Below are 25691 nucleotides of genomic sequence, written 5' to 3'. Positions count from 1 at the left end.
TTGAGTTGATTTTTAACGTAATTTCACGGCTCATTTAAAGCAGATACGAACAATGGCTGAAGTGATATTAATGCCCCGATTGAGTGATACCATGACAGAAGGGGTGATTGCCGCATGGCATAAAAACGTAGGAGACACAGTTAAGAAAGGGGATCTTCTTGCAGAAATTGAGACAGATAAGGCAACCATGGAGCTGGAAAGCTATCAGGACGGGGTCTTATTGCATATAGGAACTCCCAATGGCGGAAAGCTACAGGTAAACGATTTGCTGGCCATTTTTGGCAAGCCAGGGGAAGATATCAGTGATTTATTAAAGATTCACGGTGGAAACTCTGCTGCTCCGGCACCTGCTGCCACCGTTGAGACGGCTGCTCCTGCTACAGCTTCCATCCCCGAGCCAACTGCCAGCACAACTTCAGCAATTGATGTTTCTGCAATGGAAGAAGTGGTTTTAATGCCTCGCTTAAGTGATACTATGACGGAAGGAGTAATTGCTTCCTGGCAAAAAGCGGTGGGTGAAGTGGTTAAGAAAGGCGAAGTTTTAGCTGAAATTGAAACCGATAAAGCCACCATGGAATTGGAGAGCTACAAGGATGGTGTTTTATTATACCAGGGTGCTCAGCCAGGCGAAAAGATTTTAGTGAACGATTTGCTCTGTATAATAGGTAAGGAGGGATTGGATGTTGCTGGTATTGTAGCGGCTGTAAAAGCAGGATCAGGTTCTGCTGCTTCCGTTTCAGCGCCAGTTGCTGCACCGGCACCGGCTGCCACAAGTACAGCCGCGGCCACATCTGCCGCTACTTCCGCTTCGGTTTCCGAACCAGAAGTGGTGAATACAGGTAGAATATTTGCTTCTCCATTAGCCAGAAGAATCGCAGCTGAGAAAGGAATTGATCTTAAGTATGTAAAAGGTTCAGGCGACAATGGCAGAATTACTAAAATAGATATTGATCAGTATACGCCTGCTACTGCTGTTGCTGCATCTGCACCTGCTGCAAAATCTGCAGCGCCTGCAATCAACAATGCAGTTGTTGGTCAAGTGAGCTTTACGGATGTTCCTGTTTCTCAGATGCGCAAAGTAATTGCTAAGCGGTTGAGTGAAAGTTTGTTTACTGCGCCTCATTTCTATTTAACCATGCAAATTGATATGGATGCAGCTATTGCGGCTAGAACCAAAATCAATGAAGTGGCTTCTGTAAAAGTGAGCTTTAATGACCTGGTAGTAAAAGCTACTGCCATGGCTTTAAAAAAGCATCCAAAAATCAATAGCAGCTGGATGGGTGATTTCATCCGCTATAATGATCATATTAATATTGGAGTGGCCGTAGCAGTAGATGAAGGTTTGCTTGTACCTGTTGTACGTTTTGCAGACAGTAAGTCTTTATCGCAGATTGGTGCGGAAGTAAAAGACTTTGCTCAGAGAGCCAAGGACAAAAAATTACAGCCATCAGACTGGGAGGGCAGCACGTTTACTATTTCTAATCTGGGTATGTTTGGCATTGATCAGTTTACAGCTATCATTAATCCTCCTGATGCCTGCATACTAGCAGTGGGCGGTATTTCTCAGGAGCCTGTTGTGAAGAACGGTCAGGTTGTTCCTGGTAATATCATGAAGCTTACATTAAGCTGTGACCACAGAGTAGTAGACGGAGCAACAGGTGCCGCATTCTTACAGACCTTGAAGCAGTTGCTGGAAGAGCCAGTTAGAATGTTGGTATAATCAATAGCATCTAAGGCTTATAGCTTTTGAAATAAATGAAAGAGGCTGTCCGATAAAGACAGCCTCTTTATGTTTTAAAGACCCCACTCGCATCCTATTGGAGCTCCCGGAGGAATTTCCTTGTGCTGCGGCAATGCAATATCCTTGGGATTGTTAATTCTTTCTATGGCATAACTGAAATGTGCTTTGTCGGCAGGGTTGTTCATTTGACTAGCTGCATATTTTTTTAATGCTTCCAGCCTGTTGAAACAAATAGACTGTACTGCATAGTTGGCCTGCTCGTTTTTGCTAAGGGCTAGCAACCAGGTCAGTACCATTTGTTGGGTTTGCTTTTGCACTTCTCTGGCCAAACCCTTTTCGGGTGCGGCTTTCCAGATTGCATTGATAGTTGCATCCAGTACGTCATCCCAACCCGGAGTACCATTCATGGCTTTTAATTGCACCAACCGATTGGCTCGTTCCGCATTAAAGAGGAAAGACAATTGAAAATGGGCAAGTGCTTCAGCTGCTGCCAATGGATCAAAGCTCATGCCTGTCCTCTTAGGAAATGTTTCACCTACACCGTAATACATTGGAGGGCGGGGAGGAATTATTTGCACAATCTTATTAGGTATGGTTAGCACTTCCGGAGATAAGCTTTTCAGAACTGCTTGCAATGCTTTTGACTGAGTAGCTGCTGGAATAACGGTAGGCTGTACTTGTTTGTCTCCTCTTACATTATAACTGTAATTGATTCCGCCTATTAATTTGCTTACCGCTTCTGACTGATAGCGGTGATAATTGTAAACCGGTACTAATACATCTTCCAGTAAGCTCATGGGCTCGTTGTGGCGTATCGCGTTCTCACTGAATTTTTCCAATGCTTTTTTTCTCACTGCCAACACATTTTCCAGTTCTGTTATTGGGTCTGTGTTATTATCCCATAAATGCGCATCGGGATGAAATCCACCCGCTGCTCTGGCATCTGCATCTGCAATGAACAATAATCCTTTACGCTGATTTTCCTCTAGCAAAGCATTGAGTGCATTTTTTTCATCAACACCTTCTGCAAAATGGGTGTACCCGTATTGGATTGCCCTTTTATCCCATTCTCCAATTTCGTTGGTGTATACATTGCTAAAATCAATTTCTCCTTTGTTATTTATTACAACAGCAGGATGCGGATAGTCCATTACCGAAGCTCTGTTATTAACGCTGGAAGCATAGTTGTGTTGTAACCCCAATGTATGTCCAATTTCATGGGCCGACAATTGTCTTAGTCTTTGCAATGCAGCCTGACGCATGGTTTCCGGAACTTTTTTTCCTGTTTCATAAGGTGAAAGTAATCCGGTAAAGATTAAATAATCCTGTCTAACTCTTAATGAGCCAAGTGTTACCTGACCTTTAATAATTTCACCTGTGCGTGGATCCGTAACAGATGCACCATAGCTCCATCCTCTGGTAGAACGATGTACCCAATTAATCATATTGTATCGGATATCCATGGGGTCTGCAGAATCTGGAAGTATTTTAACAATGAAAGCGTTTTTGTATCCAGCTGCTTCAAATGCCTGATTCCACCATTTTGCTCCATCTAATAAAGCAGATCGAATAGGTTCGGGTGTGCCATTGTCCAGATAATATACAATCGGGTTAACGGGTTCACTAACACTTGCATTGGGATCTTTTTTAAATAAACGATGTCTGGATATTACCATTTGCTGAATGGGTTCCGTAAAATCACTACTATAGTCGAAATAGGTTTTTCCAAAGTAGCCGCTTCTAATATCATATTTTCTGGGCTTATACTGATTGTCTGGAAGCTGAACGAAAGAATGATGCATCCTAACGGTGATGGCTTCAGTAGATGGGCTGACTGATCTAACCAGTCTTCCGGCATCTGATCCACCAACAAAACTAATCATGGCCTCAAATTCAGAGTTTAGCGGGAAATTTCTGGTGTTATTAATAAACACTGCAGAACGGGCTTCGTTAAAAGTATAGCTCCCCTGACGCATACTTCTTATTTTATCTGCAACACCATGTGCATCTCTTAACAGGAATGCACTCATGTCTACCAGGTATGTCCCATTCTCTTCAGCTTCAATGGAAAAGGAAGCCAGCGTTGAAGAGGCAAATGATTCAGCAACTGCTTTTTGTTCCTGAACATCGGTAGAACTAGCTCTGTAACTGTAGTTGGGCTGTATCAGCAATAGTTTTTTTCCTACTTTATGAAAGTAAACAATGCGGGAGTCTCCTAATTGTCCTCTGTCGAGTCCAATATCATTGGATCCCAAACCTGCTGGTAAACTATTAACGTATAAAAATTCGGAATTGATTTTATTTACCAGTAACCAGATTTTGCCGTTTGCTGCATCGTACCAGAATGGAAAAAAGCCATCCATTTTTTTCATGGACTTTGTTTTTCTGTAATCGGGGAAATTACCTGAGCCTGAAGAGTGATTGCCAACAAACAGGTTAGCATGGTTAACCATCTTTTCATTTTTTTTCATTTTAGTGTTTAGACAGAGTAAAATAAAAGACCCTGCTCTTATTGAATAAAAACAGGGTCGTGTATATATTTCAGCTAAAAATTAACCGTTGTTTTCTGTTCCTGGTGTTTCAGGAGTAAACAGGGTTGGCGCTTCAGTAGCTACTGGTGCAGGTGCTGGTGCAGCAGGTGTTGCAGCTGCTACAGGAGCAGGTGTGCTTACTTTTTTAACTGGCTTCTTGGCGGTTGGTTTTTTAGCAGGAGCGGCTTTTTTAGGTGCTGCTTTTTTTACTGCTTTTTTGGGAGCAGCTTTCTTAACAGCTTTTTTAGGGGCTGCTTTTTTGGCGGCTTTTTTAGGCGCAACTTTCTTTGCGGCTTTTTTAGGTGCTACTTTTTTTGCAGCTTTTTTGGGAGCAGCTTTCTTTGCAGCTTTTTTAGGTGCTACTTTCTTAGCTACTTTCTTAACTGTTTTTTTGGGAGCAGCCTTTTTTGCAGCCTTTTTAGGAGCGGCTTTCTTAGCTGCTTTTTTGGGGGCTACTTTTTTGGCTGCTTTTTTAGGAGCTGCTTTTTTAGCAGCTTTCTTTTTACTTGCTTTTGCCATGATGGTATTAGTTTGAATGAAAAGTTTTAGAATGACAGTAAGTTAGAATTTTTTCCTAACAAAAAATAATTCATTAGGGGTCTATTTTTTTTGGTTTTTGAATATCCGTTTTTCTGTAACCAAGCCAGGACCTTGTCGCGCTGATCTCCCTGGATAATGGCTTCTCCGTCTTTTGCACTCCCACCCGTTCCACAAAAATTTTTCAGTTGCTTAGACAGTTTTTCCAGGTCTTCTTCGGTACCTGTAAAACCGGTTATCAGGGTAACTATTTTGCCCCCTCTTTGTTTTTTGTCTAGCTGAATCCATAGTCGCTGATCGGCGGGGGGCAAGGTTTCCAGAGGATTTTCTTCCTCTCTGTTGAATTGAAAATTAGGATCGGTGCTGTAAACGAAGCCAGCTCTGTCTGCGGTATTTTTCTTGCTCATGCTGCTTTTTTGGGTAAAATAATGGAAAATTGACTGCCTTTGCCTGGTTCGCTTTTTACCTGGATATTCCAGTTATTGGCAGCGGCATATTCCGCACAAATTAAAAGTCCAAGTCCGGTCCCTTTTTCTTTTTGTGTTCCAGGGGTGGTAAAATGGGTTTTTAATTGAAAAAGACGATTTACCTGTTCCTGTGTCATGCCCACACCATTGTCTGAAACGGATATATGGATATGGCTGTCTGTCACTTCGCTGTTTAGTTGTATCATGCCTTTTTCCGGCGTGAATTTGATGGCATTCAGTATTAAATTTCTAATGATAATGTCGAAATGCTGAGAATCCGCCGAGTAAAACAGGTTGCCGTCAATCTGATTAATAATGTTGATCTCTTTTTGCTGAGCTAAGGCTTTCAGGAGTTTAACGGAAATATCTGCCTGATTTTTTAGCACAAAGCGTGTGCTTTCATTGCCTGAAATGCCTTTCATTCTGGATCTTGACCAGATCAACAGATTGTCTAGCACATAATGCAGATTTTGTACCTGTTGCGAAAGCTTGTCTTTTAATTCGTGGTAACTTTCTTTATCTAGTGTATCCGGGTCTAGCATAGGTAATACGGCGTTCAGGGAGGCTATGGGAGACCTTAAGTCGTGTGAAACAATGGAGAAGACTTTATCTTTTAATAATAAGGTTTCTTCCAGTTCTTCTTTCTGTTGTTTCAGTAATAAATTGGTGACTGTTTTAAATTTATTTCTCCTCCAAATTACTACCAGCATTATGATAAAAATGAGTGAAGTAACAATCAATGAAATATTCAGAAAAGTCTTTTGCCGGCCTTCTTTTTCCTGCTGCTGCTTTTCTTTCTTCAGTTGATTAATTTCTGATTGTTTTTTTTCGGCCTCGAACTTTGCCTGCATTTCAGCCAGTTTGGATCTGCTTTTTTCCTGGTATAACGAGTCGTTCAGGGCACTGTATTTTTTTTGAGCCAGAAAAGCATCTTTATATTGTCCATTTCCCTCGTAGGCAAGAGATAGTAAATTATAAATCAGCGATGTTTCTGACTTAGCTCCCATTTGAATACCCAATGCCAGTGCTTTTTCCAGGTATTTGATTGCTTCTCTGTATTTTTTCTCACTACTTAAATTTCTGCCAATTCTATATTTCGCTGTTAGTTGTAATTGAATGCTATTAACCTTTTCTGCCTTCTCAATGGTTTTGGAATAATACAATCTTGCGCTATCGTTCTTTCCATTGAATTCAAAAAGGTCCCCCATATTTCTATAGGAGAAAGCAAGGAGATAATCGTCATTGAGTTGCTGATTAAAATTCAATGCTATTTGATTATAGTGAAGAGCACTGTCTATTAATTTCTCTTTGAAGAAACAAAAGGCAATATTGTTCAGGGCTCTTCCAACGCTTTTTTTGTCTGAGAGACGGGTATGTAATTCCAGGTCTTTTTTAAATAGTTCAATTGCTTTTTTAAAATTGGTCTGACTATTGAACACAGAAGCCATACAACGATAGGAGGCAGCCAGCTCTGGCAAGTTTCCCATTTCTTCATTCCATTTCAGGGCTTGAGTACTGTGTTCAAATGCCGAAGTAAAATCTCCCTTTCGATATTTAATCCATGCAAGATTATTCAGGGCCTTCCCTTTTTCCTTATGTAATTTTTGTTGTGTGCTTATTAACAATGCCTGATTGGCATAATTGGTTGCCAGTACAGTATTCTTGTCGGCAAGCAAGTCTGCGTAGTAATTCAATAAAGCCGCCTTTTCACTTATGCCAGTCTCTTTATTGATTATTGCGTCAATGCTGTCCTTTGAATAGGATTGCGCATGACTTATCATAATCGTAAAAGAAGAAAGGACAAAACAAAAAAGATGTAATATCTTCCTGAGAGCTGGCTTCATGCTGGATTTTCTGATGCCGGTAAATTACAAAATTTAGAAAGCCGATAAATATTTATTTCTTGAATCCCCCTATTTATTTCGCGAAGCTGGCTTTTAAACTAAGGTCTAGACTTCTTGCCTGATGAATCAGCCCTCCTACGCTTACAAAGTCTACCCCTGTTTTTGCGAAGTCAACAATATTTTTAAGATGAATACCTCCGCTGGCTTCTGTTTCAACTCTACCTCGTATAAGGTCAAGAGCACCCTTTATTTGTTCCGGGTTAAAATTATCTAGCATGATGCGGTCTACTTTGTCCAGAGCCTGATTGCATATTACGATAACATCTTCCAAACTGCGGGTTTCCACTTCAATTTTAAGTGGCTGCTCCAGCGATTGTGAATAGGCATATGCTTTTTCAATAGCTTTTATAATTCCACCACAAAAATCAATATGATTGTCTTTCAGCATTATCATATCGTATAGGCCAAAACGGTGATTGATTCCTCCCCCAATTCTCACTGCCTCTTTTTCCAGCAATCGGAAATTCGGGGTTGTTTTTCTGGTGTCGAGTAATCGGGTATGATAGCCATCCAAAATGTGGGTGTACTGTCTGGTTAGCGTAGCAATTCCGCTCATTCTTTGCATGCAATTCAATACCAGTCTTTCTCCTTTTAAAATGGTATGAACAGATGCTTCAATTTCAAAAGCAATTTCTCCAGCCACCATCTGTTCACCATCCTGCTTAAACACAGTAAGGATTGAACCTGGCTCCAGCTGCCTGAAAATCTTTTCAGCTACAGAAACACCCGCCAGAATACCTGCCTCTTTAATTTTCAGTACTGCTTTCCCTTTTAAATCTTCGGGGATACAGCTTAATGTGGAATGATCCCCATTCCCAACATCTTCTTTAATGGCTTGTTCCACTAAATTGGCTAAGGCAATATCAAATGAATTCATGTAAGTCGCTTAACTGATACGCATGGTAATAATATAAAAATTACCCGCTTTTTGTTTTAATTGAACCGTGATATTGAAGCTTTTTCCTGAAGTGGTTAATTTGCCCAATATATAAATCAGTGTACCTTTTCCTCCTTCGGATACTTTCTCGAATCCTTTTACGCTCTGTTCTGCATAGAATGATTTTAAAGCCATGGCAGCCTGATTTTTGCTCATGTTTTTAACTTCATCCTTATCTAATAACTTAAGGTCTACAAAATCATCCAGATATGTGGTGATCATTTCTGGATTGCCTGTCTTTAATGCACGTACAACCATATCGGTGTCTGATTGTGCCTGAGCAGTGATCAATCCCCCCATTAAAAAACAAATCGTCATTATCCAGTGCTTCATAAAATCCATTTTACCTTAAAATCTGCTATAATCATGCCAAAATCGGCCTTTTTTTTCTCTCTGATAAATGTACAGCCAAAAGCCGAATGATAAAAAAAGTTAACTTTAACACATGAGTAAGAAAGTTATATTAATTATTATGGATGGATGGGGGCTGGGTCAGGTAAAAGCGGCCGACGCAATCCAGCATGCCCATGTGCCTTTTGTGAGTTCATTATATCATCAATATCCCAATACAACATTAACTACCTGTGGTGAAGATGTGGGTTTGCCCGAAGGACAGATGGGCAACAGTGAAGTTGGTCACCTGAATCTGGGCGCAGGCAGAATTGTGTATCAGGAGTTACAGCGAATTAATGTGGCAGTTAGAGATGGATCTCTCGCTAATAATCCTGCTTTACGGGCCGCCATAGAAGAAGCCAGAAAACCGGGTAAAAAATTGCACCTGCTTGGTTTGGTAAGTGACGGAGGAGTGCATTCACATACCAATCATTTAAAAGCCCTTTGTAGTATCTTTTATGAACAGGGTTTAGAGAATGTATATATCCATGCATTTACAGATGGCAGGGATACCGATCCAAAAAGCGGATTGGGATATGTTCAATCCCTGGAAAACCATCTGAAAACTTCAACGGGTACCATTGCCACTGTATCCGGTCGCTATTATGCCATGGACAGAGACAAACGTTGGGAAAGAGTAGCACTGGCCTATCACTGTCTGGTTCATGCCAGGGGGAATAATGCTGGCTCAGCAGCGGAAGCCATTGCAAATAGCTATGAGGCGGGTGTTACCGATGAATTTATATTACCTACTGTTATTACGGATACGAATGGTCAGCCTACTGCTACCATTGCAGAAGGTGATGTGGTAATTGCATTTAATTTCAGAACAGACCGTTGCAGGGAAATTACCGAAGTGCTTACGCAGCAGGCTTTTCCGGAGCATCAGATGCAGCCCCTGCAATTGCATTATACCACCATGACACAATACGACCAGACGTTTAAAAATGTTCATGTTGTATTCGAAAACGATAACCTTGCCAATACGCTTGGGGAAGTGTTGGCAGCCCATGGTAAAAAGCAAATCAGAATTGCTGAAACCGAAAAGTATCCTCATGTAACTTTTTTCTTTAGTGGGGGAAGGGAACTGCCTTTTGAAGGGGAGTCCCGTATTATGGCTGCATCACCCAAAGTGGCCACTTATGATTTACAACCTGAAATGAGTGCAGCGGAACTCACAGAAAAATTGCTGCCTGAAATTGCTGCAGAATCAGCCGATTTTATTTGTCTGAATTTTGCCAATGCAGATATGGTGGGTCATACAGGGGTATTTGACGCAGTTGTAAAAGCGGTTGAAACAGTAGACCGCTGTGTTGGCAAGATTGTAACGCTGGCGCTGGAACACGGCTATACCATCTTTTTAACTGCCGATCACGGAAATGCAGATTACCTGATAAATGAAGACGGATCGCCCAATACAGCCCATACATTGAACCCTGTTCCACTGTTTGTGATAGATAAGACCTGGAGAGGAGAAGTGAAACCCGGAAAATTAGGTGATATTGCTCCAACCATTCTTTCCTTCATGAATATTCCGGTTCCTTCAGACATGACAGGGACTATCTTAACCCACTAAACTTATAAACATGTTTAAAAAAGTATTGATTGCGCTATTGGTTGTATTACTGATTCTTCAGGCATTCAGACCTGAAAAAAATCTTTCCGGAACGAAAGACAATGATATCAGTACGCTTTATGCGGTACCAGCAGAAGTAGATCAGATATTGGTGAAAGCCTGTAACGATTGTCACAGTAACCAAACCGTGTATCCCTGGTATGCTGAAATCCAGCCCCTGGCCTGGTGGTTGGATGATCATGTAAAAGACGGCAAGAAGCATTTGAATTTTAATGAGTTTGCCAGCTACAGACTGGCCAAACAGTTTCACAAACTGGAAGAAGTATTCGATGAAGTTAAAGGAGGTGAAATGCCTTTGGAATCGTACACGGTAGTTCACAGAAACGCCATTTTAACAAAGGAGGAGAAAGATATGCTGATGAACTGGTCATTGGCAGTTAGAGATACCATGAAAGCAAGGTATCCTGCGGATAGCCTTATTATGAAAAAGAAGAAATAACAGAGATTGACTCCCCGCAAACTGGTTGTTGGAATTTTACTTGCCATTCAGGTTTTGCCTTTATTGTTATTTGCTTTTTTACAATTGCAGAAGCAAAGGGTAAAACTTGAAATGGAGAAGGCACTTGCATCAGACAAACTGGAAAGATTTGTTTTAGAACGCCATGAATTTACCTGGGTAGAAGAGGGAAGGGAAATGAAGATTCGCGGGGTTATGTTCGACGTTGTAGCTTTTACTCAGTTGGCTGATGGGCGTTATCAGGTAGATGGATTAACGGATCACAGGGAACAGGCTATTCACGAAAAAACCAATCAGTTAATACACCATAAGGGAAAGTTCAAAGATTTTCTAGTTAAGCTCATTGTTATTCAATCTATGGGTGTAGTGCAACAGGGTTTACAATTGCCTATTCATTGGATTTCTCATGTCCGGATTTTTTTTACTGCATCTCAATGGACCAAACATATTTATCTTGATATTATTGTGCCTCCACCAAGGGGTTGATTCTATGTAACGTTTTTTTATTGCAACCTAGCTCAGGCTATTTTTTATTATTAAATATAGAATCAATGATCAAGAGAGTATTGACCATTATTCCTATGCTGTTTGCTGTATCTATATCAGATGCACAAAACACAAAGGATAGTGTTCAAAACAAAATAACCTTGTTAGATGATGTAATGGTGTATTCCAGCCGTTTTGCTGAAAAGCTAAAACGGGTGGCACAAACCATTGATATCATTAACAACAAACCACAATTAAATTTTCAGAATAACACAGCGGATGCCATTATTCAGTCGGGTAAGCTATTTGTTCAAAAAAGTCAGCAAGGAGGGGGAAGTCCCGTTATCAGGGGCTTTGAAGCCAGCAGAATTTTAACTGTGGTGGATGGCGTTAGAATGAACAATGCCATTTACCGTGCGGGTCATTTGCAGAATATTATCACCGTGGATAATATGGTACTGGACCGTATTGAAATTTTATACGGACCTTCTTCTACCTTATTTGGCAGCGATGCTTTGGGCGGCGTAATCAGCCTGACTACCCGGAATCCGGTCCTGTCGTCAACCAATAAAACAGAAGTGACCGGTTCGGCCACTCTGCGTTATGGTTCAGCCGTTCAGGAGAACAGGGGGAATATTCAATTCAATATTGGAGGGAAAAAATGGGCCTCTTTTACCTCAGTAACCTACGGAAGCTTTGGCGATTTAATTCAGGGAAACCAACGTTCTGCAGCTTATCCCAATTTTGGTAAAAAGGACTTTTATGTTATTCGTTCTGGCAATACAGATGTCTCTGTTCCCAATCCTAATCCGAATAAGCAAATTGCTTCAGGGTATAAGCAGGTGGATGTTACGCAGAAATTTTTGTATCAGGCCAGCGACAAAATACAGCATGTATTTAATCTTCAGTTTTCTAATAGCAGTGATATCCCCAGGTATGACCGTCTTTCCGAAAAAACAGGAAATACGCCTGTATTTGCTGAATGGTATTATGGACCGCAAATCAGAAATATGGCTGCTTATCAGTTAAGTGCCAAAGAACAGAATGGATTTTTCCAGGACCTGAAACTGACTACCAGTTTTCAGGATATTGAGGAAAGCAGAATTACCCGAAGATTTCAAAACAACAACAAGGATTTTCGCTGGGAGAGAATTCAGGTATTTGGCGTAAACTTTGATGCCAAACATTATGCAGGCAATCATGAACTGCATGTGGGTGCAGAGTCCTATTCTAATTTTCTGCGTTCTACTGCTGAAAGAGTCAATATTGTTTCCGGGAATAAATCCAGAATAACTACCCGTTATTCGGATGGTCCAACCAGTATGAGTACGCATGCGGTTTTTGCTCAGCATACCTATAAGATTAATCAGCATTTTACCCTGAATCAAGGGCTGAGATTCAATTTGGTTCAGTTGAACGCGCAATTTGTTGATACAGGGTTAACCCGCTTTCCTTTCACGAAAGTCAGGCAGGTAAATAAAGCAATCACCGGAAATATTGGTGTCGTTTATGCCAGTCCGAATAATCTGCGAGCTGCGCTGGTGTTCAGTACCGGCTTCCGTTCTCCGAATATAGACGATCTGGCTAAAGTGTTTGATTCCAGAACCGGCCTGGTGGTTGTGCCCAATTTGCAGATTAAACCTGAATACACTTATAATATTGAAGCGAATGTTCAGCAATACGGGGAGCGCCTCAGTTTTGGTGCTGCGGTATTTTACACTTCTTTCACCAATGCACTGGTTTTAGACAAGTTTTTATTTAATAACCAGGATAGTATTTTTTACAGTGGGGTTAAAAGTGCCGTGTATGCATTGCAAAACAAAGCCAAAGCCCATATCTATGGTTTTAGTGTAAATGCATCCTTGCAAATTATGCCGAAGCTAAATGTAGAAGGGGTGGTTAATATTACAAGGGGACAATTTACCGACGCAGTAAATGGACGTATTCCACTGGATCATGTTCCTCCAACACACGGAAGATTCGCGTTAAAAAAATCCGGTGAGAAATGGAATGCAGAGTTGTTCGTTTTGTTCAACGGCTGGAAAAGACTGGCCGATTATAATCCCAACGGAGAAGATAACCTGCAATATGCCACACCCGATGGAATGCCTTCCTGGCATACCGTGAATTTGAGAACAGCGTTGCAGATAAAATCTGCTTTGCAGTTTCAGATTTCACTGGAAAATATCTTCGATAAAAATTATCGCTATTTCGCCAGTGGTATTTCTGCTCCGGGCAGAAACCTTTCTCTTAGCCTAAAAGCGGGTTTTTAATGGGTCATATTACTGACTTTGCAATAAAGCATTTTTGAGTCATGTAATTGTTTTAAAAAGAATAGCCCCTGCCAAAAGTTAGTTGGTGGGGGCTTTTGTTTAATTTGCAGTATGGAAATTAAAAAAGCAACTTACCTGATTTCAAATGCAGACTATAAAGCTTGCCCCAAACCCGACAGACCTGAATATGCATTCATTGGGCGAAGCAATGTGGGTAAGTCTTCTTTAATTAATATGCTTTGTAAGAATAACAAGTTGGCAAAGACTTCTTCAGCTCCTGGTAAAACCCAGTTGATCAATCATTTTGAGATTGAAAGTTCGCAGAAGGGCTCCAAAGGATTCAGTAAATGGTATCTGGTAGATTTGCCTGGTTATGGGTTTGCCAAAATTGCACAGAGCACAAGAAGGCGCTGGGAACAGATGATTGAGAATTATCTGCGCAAAAGAGAAAACCTTATTAATGTATTTGTATTAATCGATAGCAGACACGAACCGCAAAAAATTGATCTGGAGTTCATTAGTCAGCTGGATAAATGGCAGATTCCCTTTAGTCTTGTTTTCACCAAAACCGATAAAGAGAAGCCAGCGGTGGTTTCCAGAAATATTGAAGCTTTTTTTACGGTGTTAAAAAGCAGCTGGCAGTTTCTTCCCCAACACTTTGTAACCAGCGCAGAGAAAAATCAGGGGAGAGATGAATTGCTTGCTTTTATTGACCTAAAGAATGAGTCAGTTGCCTAAAACGCCTTCAATGGCTTTGGCTTTTAATAAACATTCCTGGTATTCCTGTTCCGGGTCACTGTAAATAGTAATGCCACTGCCCACCAGATAGCTCAGGTATTTGTTGGCATCGTTGTATAAAATGCTTCTGATAACCACATTGAAGTCAAAGTCCTGATTGGGTTTAATATAACCTACCGCTCCGGAGAAGATTCCCCTTTCTATGGGTTCATATTGTCTAATCAGTTCCATTACCCTTTTCTTTGGAGCTCCTGTCATACTGCCCATCGGAAAGCCTGAATGAATTATTTCTTTCATCCCTTTGCCCGGCAAGAGTTCTCCTGTAATGGTTGAAATCATTTGATGCACCTGAGGAAAACTGTAAATGCCGAATAGTTCTGAAACTTTAACAGAACCTGCTATGCAAACCTGGCTTAAATCGTTTCTTACAAGATCCACTACCATCACATTTTCACTTTTGTCTTTTAAGCTGTTGGACAGCTGATCCCTTAATTGTTTGTCAGCATCCAAATTGTTCAGGTCTCTTTTGAGAGTCCCCTTAATGGGTTGAGACCATAATTGGCCGCCTTCTTTTTTTAACCATCTTTCCGGACTGGCACAAAGCAAATGGGCGTTGTTTTCCTTGTAGTAACAGGCAAAAGGATTGGGCGATAGTCGGGTCAGCTGACGATATACAGCTGCAGGATCCAATTCAATGTTTTCAGCATAAAATTCCTGGCAGAAATTAATTTCATAACAGTCTCCATTCTGAATATGTTTCAATAAATCTTGAATGGTTTGCAGATAATCTTCTCTGCTGGTTCTTGGAGTGCAATGAATGGAATGCTGCTTCCCTTCTTTTATTTCTATGTTGCTGATTTCACAAAATATAAGTTCCGGATCTTTTGAGTATGACTCAATGATAAGTTCCTTGTTGCTTAGCTGCAGAATATGATCGGGCCTGAAAAAAAAAGCATCACTGAAACCTGCCGGATGCCTCTGCTGCGTTCTTAGGTTTTCGGGTGTGTTGTATTCGTAAGAAAAATGACCGAATAGCCAGTCCTGTTCTTTTTTATAAAAGGCGTCAATAGCTGATGCTGTGTTGTTGCCGTTAATTGCCTCCAATGCGCCAGCCGCAGCCAGGCAATCAACAGAATGATGCGGTAACTGGTATTGGTGATTATCTAAAAAAGAGCAAACACCAAATGGTTGAATCCATTGTAGTATTTGCTCTTTGCAGTTGGGCATTTCATTAATTGAAAATGCCTTTCTATTTCTTTTCAAGAAGTATATATTATTTAGAAATCATCGTCTTCGTCGTCATCAAAGCCGCCACTCTTATCGTTGAAAAGGTCGAATTCCTTAAAGTCTTCGTCTACTTTAAAATCATCTTCTTCTTCGTCTTTCTTTTTACCCCCGGTAGCTTTTTTGCCCTTGCTCTTGGGTAAATCAAATTCATCGAAGTCAGGATCCCAACTGTCGTCTTCTTCAGAAGCTTCCCAATCGTCTTCAACATCTTCTTCTTCATCGTCGATGTCGTCGTCGTCATCAGACTTTTTCTTTGCAGATGATTTACTGCTTGTTTTCTTGGCGGTAGATTTTACCTCCAGTTCATCATCTTCAAAATCATCATCATCGTCATCATCTTCCTTCTTTTTTGCTTTAGGAGATGGTTTGCTTGCCGCTGCTTTAGCCGGCACTTTCGGGGTGGAGGATTTCTTATCCTTATCAGACTTCGCTGCCATATTTCTAATAAGATTTAGAGCGTAAAATTTGTACGCAAAATTATATTAACCAAATAAATTTTTCAATATCAAATCAAATGCCAAAACTACAGGGGTACAATCTGTTCCCTTCCTGGTCCATTGGAAACAAACTTAACAGGTGCACCCACATAATTGTTGATGAAATCTATATAAGTATTCATTTCTGCCGGTAAAGCATCCGCTGTCTTAATTTGGGAAGTATCGGTGTTCCATCCCTTGAAAGATTTCAGAACAGGACTAATTTTCGCTCTTGAAATCTGGTAAGGAACTTCTTCAGAAATGGTGCCGTTTACATCATAGGCGGTGCAAACCTCCAGTTGATTAAAGCTATCCAAAACATCTGCCTTGGTCATGATGATTTTGTTTACGCCATTAATCATGCAGGTATATTTTAAGGCAACCAAATCGATCCAGCCACAACGTCTGGGTCTGCCGGTAGTTGCGCCAAATTCGCTGCCTATTTTTCTTAGCTCTTCTCCTGTAGCATCTTCCAGTTCGGTTGGGAACGGACCACTACCCACACGGGTACAATAGGCTTTGGATACACCCATTACATCATTGATTTTCTTAGGTGATACCCCTAGACCCGTGCAAACACCGGCCGAAATGGTATTGGAGGAAGTAACAAAGGGGAAGGTTCCGAAGTCAATATCTAACATACTTCCCTGCGCACCTTCGGCCAGTACTTTCTTGCCTTTGGTAATTTCATTGTTAATGAAATATTCGCAGTTGATCACATTTAATGTTTTCAAAAACTCCAATGCTTCAAAGAATTCATCTTCCCAACTGGAAATGTCTTCAATAAAATGAAAATTGTCCAGTAATTTCTGGTGCTTCAGACGAAGCTTGATGTATTGACTGGTAAAATTCTTGTCGAGTAAATCACCCACACGCAAAGCATTTCTTCCGGTCTTATCCATGTAAGCAGGTCCAATTCCTTTCAGAGTAGAACCTATTTTGCTCTCTCCTTTGGATAATTCAGAAGCTTTATCCAATGCTCTATGGGTTGGAACAATAATATTAGTACGTTCAGAGATGAACAGATTTTTGCGAACATCAATTCCATGGGCAGCCACTGCATCGCACTCTCTTTTCAGCGTTACCGGATCCAGTACAACACCGCCACCAATGATATTGATTTTGTTCTGGTGAAAAATACCGGATGGGATCTGGTGCAATACCATTTTTTTCCCTTCTACATAAAGCGTATGTCCTGCATTCGGACCACCCTGAAAACGGGCTACGATATCATAATTCGGTGCAAAATAGTCTACTATTTTACCCTTTCCTTCATCACCCCATTGTAAGCCTAATATTACGTCAACCATAGTTTATTTTCTAAGGGGCAAAAATAAGGGATAAGAAGAAGAGTAAACAGTAAAACTTTAGGCATCTTTCTCTGTATCAAATCTATCAACGGTTTGAATACCATTTAAAGATTTAAGGCGGTTCACCAGTTCTTCCAATTCTTCTTTGTCGTGCACAAATACCTTAATGATGCCTTCAAATAAACCTTCTTTGGAATCAATGCTAAGCCCGGAAATATTAATGCGCAAATCGCCACTGATTACATTGGTGATTTTATTAATAACACCCACATCGTCTAGTCCAACAATCTTTAAACCAGTCAGGAAGGAGATTTCCTTGTTCTTAGCCCATTTGGTTTTTACCACTCTGTACCCATAATTTGCTAGCAATTGAGTAGCGTTGGGACAGTTGGTTCGGTGAATGATTAAGCCCTTACCCGTACTAACAAAGCCAAATACGTCGTCTCCAGGAATTGGGCTGCAACATTTGGCCAGGGTGTACATGATTTTGTCGCTGCTCTCACCAAATATGATGAGTTCAGAATCTTTTTTAGAAACGGATTTGCTGGAATCTACCACCGTTTCGGGAATCACTATTTTAGGTTTGGGAATTTCAATTTTGTCTCCCAGGATCTGAAAATCTTTCAGATCTTTCAGGTCGATGGCTTTGGTGGCAATCTTATAATGCAGGTCCAGTGCAGAATTTACTTTATAAAACTGGGTCAGTTCCTCAATATTGTACTGACTGTAAGCGGCTCCCAGCGATTCCAGTCTTCTTTGTAAAACGTATTTCCCGTCTTCTGCAATCTTTCTTTTTTCTTCCCGTAAACTGTCTTTTATTTTATTCTTAGCTTTGGCGGTAACCACCATATTCAGCCAGTCTTCGGATGGTTTTTGCTTGTTACTGGTGATGATTTCAATCTGGTCACCGCTTCTTAATTTATGTCCAATCGGAACCAGCTTGTGGTGCACTTTTGCGCCAATACATTTGGTGCCAATGGCAGAGTGTATAGAGAATGCAAAGTCAAGAGCCGTACTACCCGTAGGCAACATTTTCACTTCTCCTTTGGGGGTATAAACATAAATTTCTTCCGCTAAGAAAGAGGTTTTAAAATCCTGCAGAAAGTCTACTCCATCTGTATCTGGTGCACTTAAGACTTCGCGGATTTGCCCGAACCATTTGTCAAAACGGTCTTCATCGTTTCCTTCTTTTCCTTCCTTGTATTTAAAGTGTGCGGCAAGCCCCTTTTCAGCAATTTCATTCATCCGTTTGGTTCTGATCTGCACTTCTACCCATTTACCCTGGGGCCCCATCACGGTGGTGTGCAACGCTTCGTATCCATTGCTCTTGGGGTTGCTTAGCCAGTCTCTTAATCTTTCAGGGGAGGGATTGTACTCGTCGGTAATCATAGAGTATACTTTCCAGCACTGTTCCTTCTCTTTTTCGGGAGGGGCGTTCAATATAACACGGATGGCAAACAAGTCATAGACTTCTTCAAAGGCAACTGCTTTTTTCTTGATTTTATTCCAGATAGAGTGAATGCTTTTGGGCCTTCCATAGATTTCAAAATCAAAATCGGCCGCAATTAGTTTTTCCCGAATCGGACGAATGAATTCATTGATATAACGGGTTCTCTCTCTCTTGGTTTCTGCCAGTTTCTTCGCAATATCCCGGTAAGCTTCCAGTTCCATGTATTTCATGGAAAGGTCTTCCAGCTCTGTCTTTATATTGTATAAACCCATTCTGTGGGCTAGAGGCGCGTATACCCAAACGGTTTCCGAAGCAATCTTCAGTTGTTTTTCCCGCTTCATATGATCCAGGGTACGCATATTGTGCAGGCGGTCAGACAGCTTTATCAAGATTACCCTTGGGTCATCGGTTAGGGTCAGCAATATTTTTTTAAAGTTCTCTGCCTGCTGACTGGTATTGGTGTCCATAACACCGGAGATCTTGGTAAGTCCGTCCACAATTTTGGCAATCTCGGTACCAAATTCCATTTCAATATCTTCCAGGGTAATATCTGTGTCTTCCACTGTGTCGTGTAAAAGTGCACAGATGCTACTTCTAACCCCAAGTCCAATTTCTTCCACACAAATCATGGCCACCGCAATCGGATGCAGTATATAAGGCTCCCCACTTTTTCTGCGCATGGTCTTGTGGGCATTGGCTGCCATTTCAAAAGCAGTTCGTAATAATTCCTTATCCCCTTTTTTTAATTTGGGTCTAAGCGCTTTCAGTAACGCACGGTAATGGCGAATGATTTCTTTTTTTTCCTGCTCTTCGTTCAGGGTATACTTGGCTAAAGCGGGCTCTATAGGCTGAATTGGGACTGCATCCATACCTTACAAAGATACAAAATGCCTGATTTTATTTTCTGTTTACCTTTGCGCTCCATGAGTGCAGCTGAAAAAAAGAAAATATTTGACTTTAGTGTTTTACAACGCATCTTTTTTTTCGTTAAACCCTATAAAAAATATTTTTATCTCAGTTTATTGCTGGCCATTTTCATGGCGATTGCAGCTCCCATTAGGCCCTATCTCATTCAGCTCACGGTAAACGGAGCAACGGGGAAGGTGAATCAGGTACCCGACTGGGTTCGCTTTGTTTTGTTTGGGCATGATTTAAGCGATGTCAGTCGTTTTATTATTTCGGTAACTATTTTTCAGATTGGGTTTATTCTGATTGAAACCAGTATCCGTTTTCTGTTTTCCTATATCACAGCCTGGATGGGACAGCATGTGGTAAAGGATTTAAGGATAACGGTGTATAAAAAGGTCTTGGGTTTAAACCTGAGACAGTTTGATCAAACCCCCATCGGCACTTTAACTACCCGAACCATCAATGATATTGAAAGCATCAACGAAATTTTTTCAGATGGCTTAATACCCATCGTGGCCGACTTGCTTACCATTATTATTACCCTGGGCACTATGTTCTATATGGACTGGAAGCTAACCCTTGTTTGTCTTACGCCCTTTCCCATTATGATTATTGCCACTTATTATTTTAAAGAAAGCGTTAATAAAAGTTTTATCCAGGTGCGCAATGCGGTGGCAGCATTGAATGCCTTTGTGCAGGAACATATTACCGGCATGCAGGTGGTACAGGCTTTTGCTGCCGAGGATAAAGAGGCCAAAGCTTTTCAGGAAATCAACAAAAAGCACCGGGACGCCAATATCCACGCCATATTTGCCTATAGCGTATTTTTTCCGGTAGTAGAAGTGGTACTGGCATTGAGTATGGGTATTTTAGTGTGGTGGATTGCTGATCGATCTCTCGACGCGGGGATGCTGGTAGCATTTATATTGTACCTGAACCAGATTTTCCGACCCCTTCGGGTGATTGCCGATAAGTTCAATGTGTTACAAATGGGGATGATTGCCGCTGAAAGGGTTTTGAAAGTGTTGGACAATACCGATGAATTGCCTCCTCCACCGGCAGATGCTTACCGACCCGCAAAGATTCGCGGGGATATTCGTTTTAAGGAGGTAAGTTTTTCCTACACGGGCACGCAGAACGTATTGCATGGAATTAATTTTGAAGTAAAAGCCGGGGAAACCGTAGCCCTGGTGGGGCATACCGGTAGCGGAAAAACTTCCATTATCAGCCTGCTTAACCGACTTTACCAGGTTCAGGAAGGTGAAATTTCAATAGACGAGGTGGATATCAACCGCTGGGATACGGACTGTCTGCGCAGCGGCATCGGTGTTGTACTGCAAGACGTTTTCCTGTTTTCGGGTACCATAATGGACAATATTACCCTCAGAAACCCGGCGATTTCAATCCAACAGGTAGAAGAAGCCGCCAAAATGATTGGCGTACACGACTTTATTATGCAATTGCCAGGCGGATACCAGTACAATGTGATGGAAAGGGGGAGTACCTTAAGCCTGGGACAAAGGCAGCTGATTTCCTTTATCAGGGCCCTATTATACAATCCGGCCATACTGATTCTGGACGAAGCCACTTCTTCCATTGATACAGAAAGTGAATTGCTCATAGAAAAAGCCATTGATACCCTGATTGCCGGCCGAACTTCCATCGTGATTGCCCATCGTTTGAGTACCATACGTAAAGCCAACCAAATCATTGTGTTAGACAAGGGAGAATTAAAGGAAAAAGGGAATCATGCCGAGCTACTCAAGTTGGGAGGATTTTATGCCAGATTGCACGAAATGCAGTTTGGGAAAAAGAAAGCCGTTTTGCAATAAATATACCCCATCTACCCTTATCTTTGCCGCAAATTTAGAGATGGGTATGGCCTCAAGAAGCTTAAAATCTTTACTAGTAGCTGCTTTCAGCGCGTTCAGCCTGTTTTTTTCTGTAAATACATTTGCCAGCGAAACACCTGCCGGCGGTGAAAAACACGAAGAAACTGCTTTTGATCCTTCTAAGCTTATCATGGAGCATATTATGGATGCACATGAATATCATTTCGCTACCATTGGCGAAAAGCATGTAAGCATTCCTTTGCCCGTTATTTTATATTCTCCTGAGCGTGGATGGAGCCTATTCAATTACTCCAAATTCAATCATGGTCACGATGTATACGAAGGATATAAAACGGAAGAAGGTCATATCATTCCTGTGAATGCTGCAGGTGAGCATGATACTACTGTAAAAGTGTACGATTTAAGTTTAACCCGCAATGTGGTTCAGATGTTTATTGGGGTGTTCCTGCTTTGTTTCTTAATGATAAAAGTGGCCAATAAATACAAGCGCAATGGTGCCAAAGTGGCCCCATCAGGTTTTCAGAATGCAGTTGAACCCGTAATTACTTTTGTTAGAGACGAAGTAGGGAAACCCAACCTGGGTCATGCATATGAAAAATACATGCCTTATTTGCTAACGGTATTTTTCTTTATTCTTATTAATAACCTTTTAGGACTTATTCCTGGAACAGCGAATGTTACGGGTAATATTGCCTTCACGATTGTTTTAGGATTCATCAGTTTTCTGGTAATTCTTTTCAGTACCAACAAGCATTTCTGGGGACATATTTTCAATCCTCCTGTACCTGGTTTTGTAAAACCCATTTTAGTACCGGTTGAATTTTTTGGAATCTTCACCAAGCCTTTTGCATTGATTGTCCGTTTGTTTGCCAATATGGTTGCAGGACACATTGTAATTACCTGCTTCGTAATGTTGATTTTCATTTTCGGTGCGATGAGTAAGGTTGCCGGATGGGGATTTGCACCCGTTTCCCTTGCTTTTACCATTTTCATTTATTTTATAGAGATATTGGTTGCCTTTATTCAAGCGTTCATCTTCACTAATTTAACTGCCGTATTTATTGGCCAGTCAATGGAGGGTGCTCACCACGATGAAGCGCATCATTAATTTTTTTCATCATTAAAACAAACAATATGTCAGTTCTAAACACTTTGTTGGATGTAAGCATGAGCCACTTTGGTGGTGCTATTGGCGCAGGATTAGCTGCAATTGGTGCCGGTATTGGTATCGGTCAAATTGGTAAGAGTGCTGTTGAAAGCATCGCTCGTCAGCCAGAAGCTTCTAACGACATCCGTGCAAACATGATCCTGACTGCCGCTTTCGTTGAGGGTGTTGCCCTTTTCGCGGTAATCGCAGGTATCTTGGCTGTATTAAAAGCCTAGTTGCACCAACTTATTACTGCATCGTGCGCACAGGGCAAGCGATGCAGTAATCTTTACCTTAACTATTGAAGTTTTAAAACTATAATATGGAATTGTTAAACCCCGGATTAGGATTGTTGGTATGGACTTTACTGGCTTTCCTGATTGTATTCTTCTTGTTAAAAAGCTTAGCGTGGAAGCCCATCCTGTCTACTTTAAAAGAAAGAGAAACAGGTATTGCTGATGCAATTGCTTCTGCTGATAAGGTTAAAGCTGAAATGGCTGCCTTGAAAAATGAGAATGAAGTAATGATGGCCAAAGCCCGTGAAGAAAGAGCCGTGATGATTAAGGAAGCCAAGGAAACAGCTGATAAAATGGTTGCAGATGCGAAAGAAAAAGCGAAAGCTGAGTTTGATCGCATTGTTGCTGAAGCACAAACTGCCATTACACAACAAAAGAATGCTGCTTTAACCGATGTAAAAAATCAGGTAGGATCACTTGTTATAGAAGTAGCAGAGAAAGTGTTGAGCAGAGAGTTGAGCAATAAGAGTGAGCAGGAAAATTATATTAAACAATTAGCTGAAGGCGTTAAATTGAACTAAGCATGTCGAACCCAAGATTAGCAGACCGTTATGCCAAAAGCCTGGTTGATCTTTCCATAGAGAAAAATCAATTGGACGCTGTTCGTGCTGATATGCTATTTATACAGGCTGTTTGTAAAACCAGCCGGGATTTTCTGAACATGTTGAAAAGCCCTATCATTAAAGCTGATCAGAAAGAGAAAATTGTTTCTGCAGTTATTAATGGTAAAGTGTCTGAATTAACTACTTTGTTCAGTAATCTTTTGGTGAAGAAAGGACGTGAAAGCGATCTTCCCGAAATTGCCAATGCATTTATACAACAGTACAATAAGTTAAAAGGTATTCATCAGGTAAAGCTGATTACTGCTGCTCCTGTTTCTGATGAATTGAAAAAATCCATTGAAGCCAGTGTTCAAAAAGCAAATAATTTTGCAACCGTTGAACTGGAGGCATTGGTAGATGAAAAACTGATTGGCGGTTTTGTACTGGAGTTCGATAATAAGCAGGTAGATGCCAGCATTGCCAGTGATTTACGTGCTATTAGAAAACAGTTCATGGACAATCAGTTTGTTTCTAATATTAGATAACATTAAACATTAAGATCAACTTTTAAATCATACAAAATGGTAGATATTAAACCAGATGAAATATCAGCGATACTGAGACAGCAACTCAGCAATTTCAATGCTTCTGCCGAGCTGGAAGAAGTAGGAACCGTATTGCAGGTGGGTGATGGTATTGCCCGCGTGTACGGCCTTAACGGTGTACGAAGCGGTGAGCTGGTAGTATTTGAGAATGGTGTTAAAGCAATTGCACTTAACCTTGAAGAGGACAATGTGGGTGTGGTATTGATGGGTGAAAGCGGAAGCATTAAAGAAGGTGCCAAAGTAAAAAGAACCGGTCAGATTGCTTCTATCAAAGTAGGTGAAGGGGTAGTTGGTCGTGTTATTAATACTTTAGGTGAACCCATTGACGGTAAAGGTCCTATCAGTGGTGATTTATACGAAATGCCATTGGAGCGTAAAGCACCCGGGGTTATTTATCGTGAGCCGGTAAAAGAACCGCTACAAACTGGTATCAAAGCCATTGACGCGATGATTCCTGTAGGTCGTGGTCAGCGTGAGTTGGTAATTGGTGACCGTCAGACTGGTAAAACAGCTATCTGTATTGACACCATCATCAACCAGAAAGAATTCTATGATGCAGGTAAGCCTGTATATTGTATATATGTTGCGATTGGTCAGAAAGCCTCTACTGTTGCCGGTGTTATGAAAACCCTGGAAGACAATGGTGCAATGGCATATACTACGATCGTATCTGCTTCTGCTTCTGATCCTGCTCCATTGCAGTTCTATGCTCCATTTGCGGGCGCTGCAATTGGTGAGTTCTTCAGAGATACCGGTAGACCAGCATTGATTGTATTCGATGACTTGTCTAAGCAGGCAGTTGCTTATCGTGAAGTTTCTTTGTTATTGAGAAGACCTCCGGGACGTGAAGCTTATCCTGGTGACGTATTCTATTTGCATAGCCGTTTGTTGGAAAGAGCTGCGAAAGTAATTGCCAACGATGACGTTGCAAAGAATATGAACGATCTTCCTGAATCTATCAAGCATTTGGTGAAAGGTGGTGGCTCTTTAACTGCATTGCCAATCATTGAAACACAAGCAGGTGACGTATCTGCCTATATTCCTACTAACGTAATCTCTATCACCGACGGTCAGATTTTCTTGGAAGGTAACTTGTTTAACGCAGGTATCCGTCCGGCAATCAACGTAGGTATTTCTGTAAGCCGTGTGGGGGGTAATGCGCAGATCAAATCCATGAAAAAAGTAGCAGGTACCCTTAAGCTGGATCAGGCGCTTTACCGTGAGTTGGAAGCCTTCTCTAAGTTTGGTGGTGACCTGGATGCTGCAACCAAGTCTGTAATTGACAAGGGGGCAAGAAACGTGGAAGTATTAAAGCAGGCACAGTACACTCCATTTACTGTGGAAAAACAGGTGGCTATTATTTACCTGGGTACACAAGGTTTACTTCGTGAAGTTGCCGTTAAGAAAGTGAAGGAATTTGAAGCTCATTTCTTGATGGAAATGGAGAACAAATTACCAGATGTGCTGGCTGAATTCAAGAAAGGAAACTTACCTGAAGACGGATTGAAGAAAATGACTGACTTGGCAAAAGGAATCGCTGAGCAGTATAAATAAGAAAGTTGATTTATTAGAAAAGGTCGCCCCTCGGGCGGCCTTTTTTTATGTTCCTGATATTCCTTGCAGATTAAAAAATGATTAAAAATGACCAATTATTAATATAATTCTATAAAATAGTTTGGTTTATAAAATAAACCAGTTTATGTTTGTTCGGCAAAT

The 25691-nt window shown here is 41.1% G+C and carries 22 protein-coding genes; 12 read left to right on the top strand and 10 right to left on the bottom strand.

Going from position 1 to position 25691, the window contains the following annotated elements; genetic code table 11:
- Positions 1 to 52 precede the first annotated feature (52 nt).
- Positions 53 to 1720 carry a pyruvate dehydrogenase complex dihydrolipoamide acetyltransferase gene (locus tag F777_RS0114650; RefSeq protein ID WP_026752704.1) on the top strand — a complete coding sequence of 556 codons (1668 nt, stop codon included), beginning with the start codon at positions 53 to 55 and terminating at the stop codon, positions 1718 to 1720.
- A 74-nt stretch (positions 1721 to 1794) separates the two neighbouring features.
- On the opposite strand, the gene F777_RS16945 is transcribed toward F777_RS0114650, so the two are convergent.
- The 6 genes from F777_RS16945 to F777_RS0114620 all read right to left on the bottom strand — a co-directional run bounded on the left by F777_RS16945 (position 1795) and on the right by F777_RS0114620 (position 8450).
- Positions 1795 to 4212: a zinc-dependent metalloprotease gene (locus F777_RS16945; RefSeq protein WP_201767619.1), complete on the bottom strand. Its 2418-nt coding sequence runs from the start codon at positions 4210 to 4212 to the stop codon at positions 1795 to 1797.
- An 81-nt stretch (positions 4213 to 4293) separates the two neighbouring features.
- The gene (locus F777_RS17850) at positions 4294 to 4791 is read right to left on the bottom strand and encodes a hypothetical protein (RefSeq protein WP_201767618.1); all 498 of its coding nucleotides are present in this window, start codon (positions 4789 to 4791) and stop codon (positions 4294 to 4296) included.
- A 26-nt stretch (positions 4792 to 4817) separates the two neighbouring features.
- Positions 4818 to 5216 (bottom strand): translation initiation factor, encoded by a 399-nt coding sequence (locus tag F777_RS16935; RefSeq protein ID WP_051408641.1) that lies wholly within the window; start codon positions 5214 to 5216, stop codon positions 4818 to 4820.
- The gene (locus F777_RS0114630) at positions 5213 to 7057 is read right to left on the bottom strand and encodes a tetratricopeptide repeat-containing sensor histidine kinase (protein WP_026752703.1); all 1845 of its coding nucleotides are present in this window, start codon (positions 7055 to 7057) and stop codon (positions 5213 to 5215) included. Before F777_RS0114630 ends, F777_RS16935 begins: the two co-directional genes overlap by 4 nt.
- Positions 7058 to 7193: 136 nt before the next feature.
- A complete protein-coding gene (gene nadC / locus F777_RS0114625; RefSeq protein WP_026752702.1) occupies positions 7194 to 8057 on the bottom strand; it encodes a carboxylating nicotinate-nucleotide diphosphorylase in 864 nt (287 codons plus the stop codon).
- A 9-nt stretch (positions 8058 to 8066) separates the two neighbouring features.
- The gene (locus F777_RS0114620) at positions 8067 to 8450 is read right to left on the bottom strand and encodes a DUF4783 domain-containing protein (RefSeq protein WP_161631524.1); all 384 of its coding nucleotides are present in this window, start codon (positions 8448 to 8450) and stop codon (positions 8067 to 8069) included.
- A 112-nt stretch (positions 8451 to 8562) separates the two neighbouring features.
- On the opposite strand from F777_RS0114620, the gene gpmI reads away from it, so the two are divergent.
- The 5 genes from gpmI (at position 8563) to yihA (ending at position 14100) form a co-directional block, all read left to right on the top strand.
- A complete protein-coding gene (gpmI, locus tag F777_RS0114615; protein WP_026752700.1) occupies positions 8563 to 10086 on the top strand; it encodes a 2,3-bisphosphoglycerate-independent phosphoglycerate mutase in 1524 nt (507 codons plus the stop codon).
- A gap of 10 nt (positions 10087 to 10096) precedes the next feature.
- Positions 10097 to 10585 (top strand): heme-binding domain-containing protein, encoded by a 489-nt coding sequence (locus F777_RS0114610; protein ID WP_026752699.1) that lies wholly within the window; start codon positions 10097 to 10099, stop codon positions 10583 to 10585.
- 6 nt (positions 10586 to 10591) lie between these two features.
- A complete protein-coding gene (locus tag F777_RS0114605) occupies positions 10592 to 11089 on the top strand; it encodes a hypothetical protein (protein ID WP_026752698.1) in 498 nt (165 codons plus the stop codon).
- A gap of 65 nt (positions 11090 to 11154) precedes the next feature.
- Positions 11155 to 13362: a TonB-dependent receptor gene (locus F777_RS0114600; protein WP_051408640.1), complete on the top strand. Its 2208-nt coding sequence runs from the start codon at positions 11155 to 11157 to the stop codon at positions 13360 to 13362.
- Positions 13363 to 13473: 111 nt separating this feature from the next.
- Positions 13474 to 14100, top strand: coding sequence for a ribosome biogenesis GTP-binding protein YihA/YsxC (gene yihA / locus F777_RS0114595; RefSeq protein WP_026752696.1), 627 nt, complete (start codon positions 13474 to 13476; stop codon positions 14098 to 14100).
- Here the strand turns inward: yihA and F777_RS0114590 are convergent.
- The 4 genes from F777_RS0114590 to F777_RS0114575 all read right to left on the bottom strand — a co-directional run bounded on the left by F777_RS0114590 (position 14089) and on the right by F777_RS0114575 (position 19492).
- Positions 14089 to 15363, bottom strand: coding sequence for an anthranilate synthase component I family protein (locus F777_RS0114590; protein ID WP_026752695.1), 1275 nt, complete (start codon positions 15361 to 15363; stop codon positions 14089 to 14091). The genes yihA and F777_RS0114590 overlap by 12 nt on opposite strands.
- A 14-nt stretch (positions 15364 to 15377) precedes the next feature.
- Positions 15378 to 15824 (bottom strand): hypothetical protein, encoded by a 447-nt coding sequence (locus F777_RS18045; RefSeq protein WP_026752694.1) that lies wholly within the window; start codon positions 15822 to 15824, stop codon positions 15378 to 15380.
- Positions 15825 to 15910: 86 nt separating this feature from the next.
- A complete protein-coding gene (locus tag F777_RS0114580; protein ID WP_026752693.1) occupies positions 15911 to 17173 on the bottom strand; it encodes an adenylosuccinate synthase in 1263 nt (420 codons plus the stop codon).
- A gap of 57 nt (positions 17174 to 17230) precedes the next feature.
- On the bottom strand, positions 17231 to 19492 hold the full coding sequence (locus F777_RS0114575) for a RelA/SpoT family protein (protein ID WP_026752692.1): 2262 nt from the start codon (positions 19490 to 19492) through the stop codon (positions 17231 to 17233).
- Positions 19493 to 19510: 18 nt separating this feature from the next.
- Between F777_RS0114575 and F777_RS0114570 the strand changes: the two genes are divergently transcribed.
- The 6 genes from F777_RS0114570 to atpA all read left to right on the top strand — a co-directional run bounded on the left by F777_RS0114570 (position 19511) and on the right by atpA (position 25529).
- Positions 19511 to 21364 (top strand): ABC transporter ATP-binding protein, encoded by a 1854-nt coding sequence (locus tag F777_RS0114570; protein WP_235785963.1) that lies wholly within the window; start codon positions 19511 to 19513, stop codon positions 21362 to 21364.
- Between the two features lie 46 nt (positions 21365 to 21410).
- The gene (gene atpB, locus F777_RS0114565) at positions 21411 to 22493 is read left to right on the top strand and encodes a F0F1 ATP synthase subunit A (protein ID WP_026752690.1); all 1083 of its coding nucleotides are present in this window, start codon (positions 21411 to 21413) and stop codon (positions 22491 to 22493) included.
- Between the two features lie 26 nt (positions 22494 to 22519).
- A complete protein-coding gene (gene atpE / locus F777_RS0114560) occupies positions 22520 to 22768 on the top strand; it encodes an ATP synthase F0 subunit C (RefSeq protein ID WP_026752689.1) in 249 nt (82 codons plus the stop codon).
- Between the two features lie 86 nt (positions 22769 to 22854).
- A complete protein-coding gene (gene atpF / locus F777_RS0114555) occupies positions 22855 to 23349 on the top strand; it encodes a F0F1 ATP synthase subunit B (protein WP_026752688.1) in 495 nt (164 codons plus the stop codon).
- A 2-nt stretch (positions 23350 to 23351) separates the two neighbouring features.
- Entirely contained in the window at positions 23352 to 23915 is a 564-nt protein-coding gene (gene atpH, locus F777_RS0114550) for an ATP synthase F1 subunit delta (RefSeq protein WP_026752687.1), read from the top strand.
- Positions 23916 to 23951: 36 nt separating this feature from the next.
- A complete protein-coding gene (gene atpA, locus F777_RS0114545) occupies positions 23952 to 25529 on the top strand; it encodes a F0F1 ATP synthase subunit alpha (RefSeq protein ID WP_026752686.1) in 1578 nt (525 codons plus the stop codon).
- The last annotated feature ends 162 nt before the right edge of the window (positions 25530 to 25691 follow it).

This window comes from Sediminibacterium sp. C3, assembly GCF_000508085.1.
Classification (GTDB): domain Bacteria; phylum Bacteroidota; class Bacteroidia; order Chitinophagales; family Chitinophagaceae; genus Sediminibacterium.
The sequence above is the reverse complement of the archived record's forward strand: the minus strand, read 5'-3'. Positions and strand labels throughout refer to the sequence as shown.

Excerpts from the sequence above, each read along its gene's own strand:
- gpmI (WP_026752700.1), top strand. The coding sequence starts at position 8,563 with ATGAGTAAGAAAGTTATATTAATTATTATGGATGGATGGGGGCTGGGT.
- F777_RS0114575 (WP_026752692.1), bottom strand. The coding sequence starts at position 19,492 with ATGGATGCAGTCCCAATTCAGCCTATAGAGCCCGCTTTAGCCAAGTAT.
- nadC (WP_026752702.1), bottom strand. The coding sequence starts at position 8,057 with ATGAATTCATTTGATATTGCCTTAGCCAATTTAGTGGAACAAGCCATT.
- atpF (WP_026752688.1), top strand. The coding sequence starts at position 22,855 with ATGGAATTGTTAAACCCCGGATTAGGATTGTTGGTATGGACTTTACTG.
- F777_RS0114620 (WP_161631524.1), bottom strand. The coding sequence starts at position 8,450 with ATGAAGCACTGGATAATGACGATTTGTTTTTTAATGGGGGGATTGATC.
- F777_RS0114570 (WP_235785963.1), top strand. The coding sequence starts at position 19,511 with ATGCCTGATTTTATTTTCTGTTTACCTTTGCGCTCCATGAGTGCAGCT.
- atpH (WP_026752687.1), top strand. The coding sequence starts at position 23,352 with ATGTCGAACCCAAGATTAGCAGACCGTTATGCCAAAAGCCTGGTTGAT.
- F777_RS0114600 (WP_051408640.1), top strand. The coding sequence starts at position 11,155 with ATGATCAAGAGAGTATTGACCATTATTCCTATGCTGTTTGCTGTATCT.
- atpA (WP_026752686.1), top strand. The coding sequence starts at position 23,952 with ATGGTAGATATTAAACCAGATGAAATATCAGCGATACTGAGACAGCAA.
- atpB (WP_026752690.1), top strand. The coding sequence starts at position 21,411 with ATGGCCTCAAGAAGCTTAAAATCTTTACTAGTAGCTGCTTTCAGCGCG.
- yihA (WP_026752696.1), top strand. The coding sequence starts at position 13,474 with ATGGAAATTAAAAAAGCAACTTACCTGATTTCAAATGCAGACTATAAA.
- F777_RS0114610 (WP_026752699.1), top strand. The coding sequence starts at position 10,097 with ATGTTTAAAAAAGTATTGATTGCGCTATTGGTTGTATTACTGATTCTT.
- F777_RS0114630 (WP_026752703.1), bottom strand. The coding sequence starts at position 7,057 with ATGATAAGTCATGCGCAATCCTATTCAAAGGACAGCATTGACGCAATA.
- atpE (WP_026752689.1), top strand. The coding sequence starts at position 22,520 with ATGTCAGTTCTAAACACTTTGTTGGATGTAAGCATGAGCCACTTTGGT.
- F777_RS18045 (WP_026752694.1), bottom strand. The coding sequence starts at position 15,824 with ATGGCAGCGAAGTCTGATAAGGATAAGAAATCCTCCACCCCGAAAGTG.
- F777_RS0114580 (WP_026752693.1), bottom strand. The coding sequence starts at position 17,173 with ATGGTTGACGTAATATTAGGCTTACAATGGGGTGATGAAGGAAAGGGT.
- F777_RS16935 (WP_051408641.1), bottom strand. The coding sequence starts at position 5,216 with ATGAGCAAGAAAAATACCGCAGACAGAGCTGGCTTCGTTTACAGCACC.
- F777_RS16945 (WP_201767619.1), bottom strand. The coding sequence starts at position 4,212 with ATGAAAAAAAATGAAAAGATGGTTAACCATGCTAACCTGTTTGTTGGC.
- F777_RS17850 (WP_201767618.1), bottom strand. The coding sequence starts at position 4,791 with ATGGCAAAAGCAAGTAAAAAGAAAGCTGCTAAAAAAGCAGCTCCTAAA.
- F777_RS0114650 (WP_026752704.1), top strand. The coding sequence starts at position 53 with ATGGCTGAAGTGATATTAATGCCCCGATTGAGTGATACCATGACAGAA.